Source organism: Bradyrhizobium sp., from assembly GCF_049519115.1.
Lineage (GTDB): Bacteria > Pseudomonadota > Alphaproteobacteria > Rhizobiales > Xanthobacteraceae > Bradyrhizobium.
Genome location: NZ_JBEKRB010000032.1, coordinates 109,548 through 118,937, shown reverse-complemented (window position 1 = coordinate 118,937; position 9,390 = coordinate 109,548). Strand labels below are relative to the sequence as shown.

At 59.7% G+C, this 9,390-nt stretch carries 8 protein-coding genes and 2 pseudogenes; 5 read left to right on the top strand and 5 right to left on the bottom strand.

Annotated features, from left to right (window positions below; genetic code table 11):
• Nucleotides 1-71 precede the first annotated feature (71 nt).
• From ABSE61_RS22730 to ABSE61_RS22715, 4 genes and pseudogenes are all read left to right on the top strand, one after another.
• Nucleotides 72-1,390: pseudogene (locus ABSE61_RS22730) on the top strand (NAD-dependent succinate-semialdehyde dehydrogenase).
• Nucleotides 1,391-1,440: 50 nt separating this feature from the next.
• Nucleotides 1,441-1,578 (top strand): annotated as a pseudogene (locus tag ABSE61_RS22725) (DUF1543 domain-containing protein); the annotation flags it as partial.
• Nucleotides 1,579-1,730: 152 nt separating this feature from the next.
• Complete coding sequence (locus tag ABSE61_RS22720; protein ID WP_423873384.1) at nt 1,731-1,952, top strand: hypothetical protein; 222 nt, start codon at nt 1,731-1,733, stop codon at nt 1,950-1,952.
• Nucleotides 1,953-2,303: 351 nt separating this feature from the next.
• Nucleotides 2,304-3,170: an aldehyde dehydrogenase family protein gene (locus tag ABSE61_RS22715; protein WP_423873383.1), complete on the top strand. Its 867-nt coding sequence runs from the start codon at nt 2,304-2,306 to the stop codon at nt 3,168-3,170.
• A gap of 82 nt (nt 3,171-3,252) precedes the next feature.
• Here the strand turns inward: ABSE61_RS22715 and ABSE61_RS22710 are convergent, their stop codons facing one another.
• The 5 genes from ABSE61_RS22710 to ABSE61_RS22690 are packed head-to-tail and all read right to left on the bottom strand — an operon-like array spanning nt 3,253 to nt 7,735.
• On the bottom strand, nt 3,253-4,185 hold the full coding sequence (locus tag ABSE61_RS22710; protein WP_423873378.1) for a branched-chain amino acid ABC transporter permease: 933 nt from the start codon (nt 4,183-4,185) through the stop codon (nt 3,253-3,255).
• Nucleotides 4,182-5,075, bottom strand: a complete 894-nt coding sequence (locus tag ABSE61_RS22705) for a branched-chain amino acid ABC transporter permease (RefSeq protein WP_423873376.1) — start codon at nt 5,073-5,075, stop codon at nt 4,182-4,184. The genes ABSE61_RS22710 and ABSE61_RS22705 overlap by 4 nt, the downstream gene beginning before the upstream one ends.
• Nucleotides 5,072-5,803 (bottom strand): ABC transporter ATP-binding protein, encoded by a 732-nt coding sequence (locus ABSE61_RS22700; protein ID WP_423873375.1) that lies wholly within the window; start codon nt 5,801-5,803, stop codon nt 5,072-5,074. Before ABSE61_RS22700 ends, ABSE61_RS22705 begins: the two co-directional genes overlap by 4 nt.
• On the bottom strand, nt 5,796-6,572 hold the full coding sequence (locus ABSE61_RS22695; protein WP_423873374.1) for an ABC transporter ATP-binding protein: 777 nt from the start codon (nt 6,570-6,572) through the stop codon (nt 5,796-5,798). Before ABSE61_RS22695 ends, ABSE61_RS22700 begins: the two co-directional genes overlap by 8 nt.
• Entirely contained in the window at nt 6,572-7,735 is a 1,164-nt protein-coding gene (locus tag ABSE61_RS22690) for an ABC transporter substrate-binding protein (protein ID WP_423873373.1), read from the bottom strand. The genes ABSE61_RS22695 and ABSE61_RS22690 overlap by 1 nt, the downstream gene beginning before the upstream one ends.
• Before the next feature lie 467 nt (nt 7,736-8,202).
• Between ABSE61_RS22690 and ABSE61_RS22685 the strand changes: the two genes are divergently transcribed.
• Nucleotides 8,203-9,378 carry an alpha-hydroxy acid oxidase gene (locus ABSE61_RS22685; protein WP_423873372.1) on the top strand — a complete coding sequence of 392 codons (1,176 nt, stop codon included), beginning with the start codon at nt 8,203-8,205 and terminating at the stop codon, nt 9,376-9,378.
• Nucleotides 9,379-9,390: the final 12 nt, after the last annotated feature.

Here is a 9,390-nt window from a genome sequence, read left to right as displayed (position 1 = left end):
ACTGGCGAGCCATCGGCGATCATGAACTAGGTTCTGATCTTAGGTAATCTCTTCTCTGCAAGGCCGTTTCCATTGACCCGATCCCGACGATCCGCCGTGGCTCTGCGGCATGTGGCCTTCGATTCAAGGTCTGGCGGAAGACCTCGCCGGCGAAGCGCGCGCAAATCATCCTGAAAGCCGCCGGCCTCATTCGCGAACGCGTGAACGACATGGCGGTGGCGATGACACTCGAGCAGGGCAAGCCGATTGAGCAGGCCCGGCTCGAAATCCTGCGCGGCTGTGACATCCTCGAATGGATGCGACCGAAGGCCTGCGGCTCTATGGCCGTGTGATCCCGAGCGAAGACGGTATGCGCCACACCGTGTTGCGCCAGCCGATCGGCCCCGTTGCAGCATTCTCGGCCTGGAATTTTCTGATGAGCTCTCCAGGCCGAAAAGTGGCCGGTGCATTGTCCTCCGGTTGTTCGATTATCCTGAAAGCGTCGGAGGAGACGCCAGCCGGTGCGGTTCAGCTTGTACGCGCATTTCATGATGCCGGCCTGCCGCCCGGCGTGCTGAATCTCGTGTTCGGCAACCCCGCGGAAATCTCAAATCATCTGATTCCTCAGTCTGCGATCCGCCTCATTACCTTCACCGGCTCCATCCCTGTCGGGAAATCGCTCGCCGAAATGGCAGGCCGCTACATGAAGCCGCCGATTATGGAGCTGGGAGGGCATGCGCCGGTGATTGTCTGCGACGACGTCGATCCGGCTGCGACTGCGGCAACATCGGTGATCGGCAAGTCACGCAATGCCGGGCAGGTCTGCGTGGCGCCGACGCGCTTCTTTGTCCATGAATCCATTTACAAGAAATTTGCAGATACGTTTGCCGAGAAAGCCGCTCAGCTCAAGGTCGGAAACGGCCTCGATCCCTCGACGCAGCTTGGAGCGCTGGCCAATTCGCGGCGGATCGACGCCATGGAGGATTTTGTCGCCGATGCCAAGTCGAAAGGCGCCAAAGTCTTGACGGGAGGGCAGCGTATCGGCAATCGCGGCTATTTCTTCCCGCTCACGGTGCTCGCCGATGTTCCCGACGATGCCCGCGCGATGCGCGACGAACCGTTCGGCCCGCTCGCGGTCGTCAACCCCGTCCGCAGCCTCGATGAAGCGATCGAAAAAGCGAATTCGCTTCCCTATGGGCTCGCCGCTTATGCGTTCACGCGATCGGCGCAAAATGCCGACCGCCTCGCCAGCGACGTCGAAGTCGGAAATCTCTCGATCAATCATTTTGTCGCATTCGTTGCCGAAACGCCGTTCGGCGACGTGAAGGACAGCGGTTACGGCCGCGAAGGCGGTACGGAAGGGTTACAGTGCTATACCGTGACCAAAAACGTCTCGCACAAAATGATGTAGGCATGGTAGCAAACGCGGCAAGGAAGAGGGTTCTCGAACACTGAGGCCAGATGAAGCTTTTCATGTTCTACGTCGGCGGCAACTGCGGCAATTCGAATGTCGAGTTGCACGACGTCAGATTTGCGATCGGGCGAACGCCCGAGGATTGCTTCGAAGATCTACGGCGTCAGTGGTGGGCAGAGCCGAAGAGCCTGCATCTCGACTGCTGGGGCGCCGTCGAACAGGCCGATGGCTATGACATCGAGCTCTCGACGAGGCCGCCGGAAGACCAGCAGCAAAAATTGTTCTTTGTTAATCTCGGCGGCTACGACCCATTAGAGTTTACGAATTACACAAGAACGTGCTGGTCATTTCGCCGGACGAGGCGGTCGCCAAGGCAAAGGCGAAGAGCCAGATCAACCATTGGCAAAAGCCGCACCGGGACCGGTTGTTCGAGATTGAAAAGACGCTGGATATCGGGGCCCAGTTGCAACGCCATGGCTACTATCTGAGTCTGCGTCCCGCCACGCGGGAAAAGCCGCTTCAATTCGAGTGCGACCATCGCCCCGTTGGCGAGCCGTAGCGGCCAAGAACGATAAAGTCCCACGAAACGGCTCAAATTGCGCATAGCACTGCGTATTGCCCTGAGACCAAGGACAATAATTATGCTCTCGCCGGACCGAATTTAGTGCAGCGGCAAGTCTTGCGCAGCGTGTCCGATGATGATCATTATATTCATTGAAATATATCGCGTCGTGAGCGCCTGGTGCCATTTCATGTCGGCTACGGCCGGCCGACAGGGGAGTCATAAAATGAATGAAGCCGCATTCGACCTCATCGATGGCATTCCCCATTACAAGCTCGTCATCGACGGTCAATGGGTCAGGTCGTCACGAAACCAGCTCGCTGACGATATCCATTCGGCCACCGGAAAATATTTGCACGGACCCAGCAGGCCGGTGCCGAGGAAGTCAAACGCGCCATCGAGGCGGCGCCCCGTTCGGAAAACTGGGGCAGCACGATGGTTTCGGAACGCGAGATGCTCCTGCTGCGCACCGTCGACGTGATTCAGCGTCGAACCGACGAAATCCGCGACATGCTGATCGAAGAATGCGGTTCGGTCTATTCGAAGGCGGGATGGGAAATCGAATATGTCGTCGATGCATTGCGCGCCGCCGCCGGCGATGCGCGCCATGTGATGGGCGAAACCATGCCCATGACCACGTCCGGGCAGTTGTCGATCTCCGTGCGCAAGCCACTTGGTGTGATCGCAGGGATCGCTCCGTTCAACTCGTCGTTCTTGCTCTCGATGAAAAAGATCGTCTATGCGCTGGCGACAGGAAACACCTTTATCCTGAAGCCGTCCGAGGAGACGCCGGCGTCCGGCGCGCTGATCGCTGATATCTTCCAGGAGGCCGGATTGCCAGCCGGCGTGCTCAACGTGATACCCGGCATTCCGGCCGAGGTCGGCGATCTCTTGGTCGCCGATCCGCGCGTGAAGATGATTACTTTCACCGGTTCGACGCGGACCGGCCGTCATCTGGCTGTCGAGGCAGCCAGGCATCTCAAGAAGTTTACGCTCGAGATGGGTGGCAAGAGTCCGCTCTTCGTGCTCAAGGACGCCGACCTCGATTATGCGGTCGATGCGGCCGCGTTCGGCATCTTCCTGCATCAGGGGCAGGTGTGCATGGCCAATTCCAAGGTCATCGTCGGAGCGCCGCGGTTTGATGCCTTCGCCGAGAAGTTCAAGGCAAAGACCGCCACCGCCGGGAAGCCGGCCGCTATTCCCTGGAGGAGTTGACCGAGGTGAAGTGGGTGACCGTTCAGATGGGCAAGCGCGCATTTCCATTCTGAGGCGCCGCCGCGCGCGACGATGGCCTCGGCTATCGCTTGAGCCGCGCGGCAACTTCGCCGACCACCCCGCCGGGCAAGAACAGCAGTGCGCCGCCGTAAAGCAGTCCAAAAATCAGCTGACTGTATTCGGCGTAGGCTCCGAGATTCTGCGATACCCAGATCAGCAGAACGGCGCCTACCACGGGCCCCCAGAGCGTTCCGATGCCGCCGACAACGAGGATCGCCATCAACTGGATCATGACGCTGAGGTCGAAAAACGTGCCGTTGACGTAATTCAGGAAGTGCGCGTAGAGGCTGCCAGCCAGCGCGGCATAGACAGCACTGAGGACGAATATCTGGATCCGGCAGCGAACGACATCCACCCCCAGAGCTCCCGCCGCGGTTTCGTGCGCGCCGAGCGCACGCAAGGCGCGGCCGAAACGAGAATCCACAATTCTGAAAGAGAACAGGAACAGCACGATCGCGATGCCCCAGATGAGGTAGTACATCTTGAGTTTGGTGTCGAAGCTGAACCCAAAGACAGAGAAGTCCGGCACGCCGGGAATACCGGTCAGCCCGCCGGTGACTTCCGTCCAACGCGTACTGACGATGATCACGACCTGGCTAAAAGCCAGCGTAATCATCGCGAGGTAATGTCCTCGTACGCGCAGAATGGGCGCGCCCATGATGAACGCTACCAATCCGGTGCTGGCCGCGGCGGCAATCATGGCCGACAACGGCGACCATTCGTAACGAACGGTCAGTATTCCGGAAGCATAGGCGCCCATCGCCATGAAAGCGTTGTGCCCAAATGAAATCTTGCCGGTGTATCCGACCAGAAGGTTGAGACCGATCGCAACGATGGCGTAAAGTCCGCCCAATGCCATGACAGTCACGGTGGACGCGCCGCCGAAAAGCGGGAAAATGATGGCGATGGCGGTCAACGCCACCACGCCCGCGGTGTTGGTAGGACGCCAGCTCATATTTCTTCGTGCTGCAGTTCGATGAGCGGCCGGAAGAAACCGGCAGGCCAGATGATCAAAAGCACGAACAATACTCCGTAGATCACGGCGTCGCCGTAGACGGAGGAAATAAAGGCCGTGCTGAGCGATTGAAGAACTCCGATCACGAGGCCGCCGACGATGGCACCGCGGATATTGCCCATGCCTCCGATGATGGCAGCCGCAAATCCGTTCAGCGTCATGGCAACGCCGGTATCGAACTGGGTGCTTATCAAAGGTGTAAACACCACGCCGCCAATCGCGCTCAAGAGGGCCGCGAGTCCAAAAGACATCGCTACCATTCGCTCGACCGGTATTCCCAGCCACGCCGCGACGCGAGGATTGATCGCGGTCGCTTTCATGGCCTTGCCAAGCAGGGTGCGATCAAAAAAACCTTGCAGCGCGACAACCACGACAACGGTCACGACCAGCACCCACAAGGCCTGGCTGCTCAATGTGGCTGTACCCAGTTGGACCGACGGCAACCCGCCAAACGAAGGGAAGGTGAGGGGATCGCGGCCGATGCCGAGCATGGCAAGGTTTGGAAGCACGGTCGCAACGGCAAACAGCATGAATACGTAAGTCCAGTCCTTGGCGCCGCGTCGCCATAGCGGTCTGATGACAATCCGCTCGATCAGCAGGCCGATGATGACGGTTGAGATGACGCCAAAGACGATCGCGAGCGGCAAGGGCAGGCCGACGTGGCCATAGAAGTATGCAGCCGTCATGCCTCCAAGCATGACGAAATCACCTTGGGCAAAGTTGATGATTCCCGTCGTGTTATAGACGATGCCGAGGCCAATGGCGTTGATGCCGTAGATCGCGCCGAACACGACACCGTTCACCAGCAGCACCGGTAGCAAATCCATCATGAGGATTCCCCCGCAGACCCGAGATAAATCTCTTCGACCAAATCGAGACCGGCTTCGCGCAACTCGGAACTCGATCCCTCCGTTATGATTTGACCGGTTCGAAACACGTAGCTTCTGCTGGTGGTCTCCAGCGTCACATGCGCATCCTGCTCAACCATCAGACATGCAAGACCTTCTTCGTGCAGTCGTCGCAACGTGCCGAGGATTTCGTCGAACACCATGGGCGCCAATCCAAAGGACGGCTCGTCCAGCAGCAGCAGGCGCGGCTTGCTCATGAGCGCGCGGCCAATCGCCAGCATCTGTTGCTCGCCACCCGACAGGGTCGCCGCGAGTTGTCTGGCGCGCTGGCGCAGGATCGGAAACAGGTCGAGCATCATCTCCTGATCCCTGGCGATCTCGGCCCGGGACGCGCCGCGACGGTGGAATCCACCTAATTCCAGATTTTCCATCACCGTCAGCGGTCCCAAAACCTGGCGACCTTCGGGGACAATGGCGATGCCGTTACTGACGCGCAGATGCTGGGGCAGATGAGTCACATCCCGGCCGTCCAACATGACGCTGCCGCCCTTCGTTCGCACCGCTCCCGAAAGCGCCATCAAAAGCGATGTCTTGCCGGCCCCATTGGCGCCGATCACGCCGACGAATTCGCCACGATCGATTCGCATCGAGACGCCCTTGAGCGCCTCGATCTGACCGTAGGATACTTTCAGGTCCTTGACCTCAAGCACCACGTTCACCGCTTCCGAGATAGGCTTTGATCACTTCGGGATTGCGACGCACTTCCTGCGGCGTGCCGCCGGCCAGCTTGCGACCGAAACTGAGGACGGTGATCTGATCGCAAATCTTCATGACCAGGCTCATGTCGTGCTCGACCAGCACCAGCGTCTTGCCTTGCTCACGAATGGCGAGCAGCAGGTCGGCAAGACGGGCCGTCTCGGATGCGTTCAGGCCGGATGCCGGCTCATCGAGCAACAGGACCCGGGGCTCGGTCACGAGGCCGCAGGCCAGTTGCAACATGCGCTGATGCCCGAGCGGCAAGGCGTCGGCGAGCGTGGCCGTCTGCGCTTCGAGCCCGACGAACGCCAACGCGGACCGGGCGGCGTCGCGAATACGCCGCTCCTCTTCCCTTACCCAGGGAGGGCGCAGCATGGCGGAAAGCAACCCAGCGCGGCTGCTCGTGTGGCAGCCGACCATCACCGATTCAATCACGGTCATTCCATGGAACGGGTGAATTTTCTGGAAGGTGCGCACCATTCCCAGGCGGACCCGGGCATGGGGAGGAATGCCGTCCATCGGCTTGTTGTTGAACCAGATCTCGCCGCCATTGCTGTTTAAGACACCTGTCAGAACATTGAAGAAGGTCGACTTGCCAGCGCCGTTGGGGCCGATCAAACCGGAGATCTGTTGCGGCTCGACCGAAACACTAACCTTGTCCAGCGCGGTTACGCCGCCAAATTTCTTGGTGAGATTTCGGACGTCGATTAACGAGGTGGACATCACTTTACCAGCACGACCTTCCCATCCTTGATTTGCGCCACGACGACGCCACTAACGCCCGAATGGTGCTCAGGAGAGAAATTGAAGCTGACGCCGAGGACCCCCTGATAGCCCTGAATGCTTTCAAGCGCGGCCTTTAGCGTTGCTCCGGTGGCATCTGGACCGGCGCGCTTGATGGCTTCGGCGAGCAACATGCCGATGTCGTAGTTCTGCGCAATCCACCAATGGCCGGGTTCCGGATAGTTGTTGTACTTGGCCTTGAATGCCTCGCGGAACTCACCGATGGCTTTGTAGCGGGGGTCTTCCGGAGGAAACGCATCCCAAACCGAGAAGGGTGCTGTGGCGAAATAGGTTCCATCGACCGCCGCGGGGCCACCGATTTGTACCAGCGTTGATATTCCCGCGACCGGGAAGACCGTGCTGCCAAACACATTGGCGGTGTAACCGATTTCAGCCTTCTGTTTCAAAATCAGGCCGGCCGCGGGTCCGGCACCCGTGACCAGGATCCAGTCAGCGCCAGCCGACTTGAACTTGGATAACTGCGGGATGAAGTTCTTGTCGGTGGCGGAGTTATAGCTTTCGGCGGCCACCACCTTGAGGCCCTGCTTTTCGGCTTCATCGGCCCAAGTCTTGGCAAGCGTCCTGGCCCAGACATCGATGGCGCTCAATATCGCGACCGACTTCGCGCCGCTCTTTTTCAGGAACGCGATCGCAACCGGCGCTTCCTCTTCCGGCGTGGGCGCAGTGGCGAAAGCATAATTATGCTTGGTGGGCAGTATCGTCGAACCCACCATGTCCACGACCTGGCTCTTCTCCATCATCGGAGCCACGGCTTCGACGATATCGCTTCGCACCGGCCCGACCACGGCCAGGACCTTTTCGCCCTCGAGCAGACTGACCGCCAAGGGAACTCCTTTGGTCGCATCCGATTCGTCGTTCAGCGGAATGATCTTGATCATCCGGCCGTTGACGCCGCCGCGCTTGTTGATCTCATCGACCGCCAGCATCAGGCCGTCGCGGCCGCCGAGACCCATATTCGCGACGTAGCCAGAAAATGAACTCAGCATGCCGATCTTGTAGGGCTGGTCGGCGCCATACGCGCTGGTGTCGGCAATGCTCAGCGCAACAGTCAGCATCGCCTGCGCAAGCCTGCGAATTCTCATGTAATGTCTCCCCACTAATTCTTTTTCGTTACTGCCTCGTCGGCGATACCTGTTGCGCCCGTTACGAAGGGCATTTCAAGCGATGCATCTTATGGAAATCTGCTCCCATGCGAACCGGTTAATTCCTGATAGGAAGCATCACAAAAGATGATAATGCACCTGCGAAAACTGATAACCGCGGACACGATCGGCTCCGGCGGCGGTTTGCCGCATGCTCGGCCACTCCGCCGATATCTGCTGCCGGGCGATTGACCCGAGGCGGACCGACATCCGATCATATCCGCACCACCATAGGCAGACCGCGATTCCAGGATATCGCGCCGCACCATCATCACGGCGACCGATAGTTAGTATCAAGATTTGGCCAATTCCGTCGCACGCCGATCGACGAATAAATGGCAATACCGATCCAGCGTCGGTCCTGGCCACGAATCCAAATCGGCTAACCAGGGATCTAATCAAAGCTCATGCGAATGAAACAGGCGATCAATTTCGACGACGTCAGGGTGCTTGCGCGAAAGCGTCTGCCGCGCATCGCGTTCGATTTCATCGACGGCGGGGTGGATGGCGAGGCGGGGCTCGAGCGTAACCGTGCCGCCTTTGATCGCTACAAGCTTTTGCCGCGTTATTTGATCGACGTCGCCAACCGCAGCCAGGCGGTGAAGCTGTTTGGTCACGACTATGCAAGCCCGTTCGGCATCTCGCCGATGGGGATTGCCGGGTTCTTTCGTCCTGGCGCGGATTTGATGTTGGCCCGCGCGTCGGCGCGCTTCGACATCCCCTACATCATGTCGAGCGCAAGCTGCGACTCCATCGAAGCCGCCATGGCCGAGGCGCCCAAGACGACGTGGTTTCAGATCTACGGCACGCGCGACCCGCATATCACGCTCGATCTGGTCCGCCGCGCCAAGGCGCTCGGCGTGCGCGTGTTGCTGATGACGGTCGATACGCCTGTCATGGGCAAGCGCGAGCGCAATATTCGCAACGGGTTTCGCCGGCCGATGAAGATGACCCCGTCGGTGATCCTGCAGGGATTGAGCCGGCCGGGTTGGACCTTCCGGTACCTAACCAAGGGAGGGATCCCGACGATGGAAAACTGGCGTCCTTACGCCCCCACCGGCGCAACTGCGAATGCGATAGCCGACCTCTATGGCGAGCAGACCCCGGCGCCGGCGCAGACCTGGTCGATCTTCGAACAGGTTCGCAAGGCCTGGGATGGCCCACTGGTCGTCAAGGGCGTGATGCATCCGGCGGATGCGCTGAAATGTCTCGAACTCGGCGCCAACGGCATCATGGTGTCGAACCATGGTGGGCGGCAACTCGACAGCGCGCCCGGATCGATCGACATGCTGCCTGCGATCGCCGACGCCGTCGGCGGCCGGATGGAGGTGCTGATCGACAGCGGCTTCCGGCGCGGCAGCGATGTCGGGAAAGCTTTGTGCCTCGGCGCCAAGGCGGCGTTTTTCGGCCGGCCGGCGATGTTCGGCGTTGCAGCCGGCGGCGAGACGGGGGCAGGCGAGGTGATCAACATCATGCGCCAGGAAATCAGCCTTCTCATGGGCCAGCTCGGCTGGACCGATCTCGATAAAGCGGGGCGAGACAGCCTCATCGATCTTTTGGATCCCCGAACGGGACGGAATTAGCAACCAGCACGA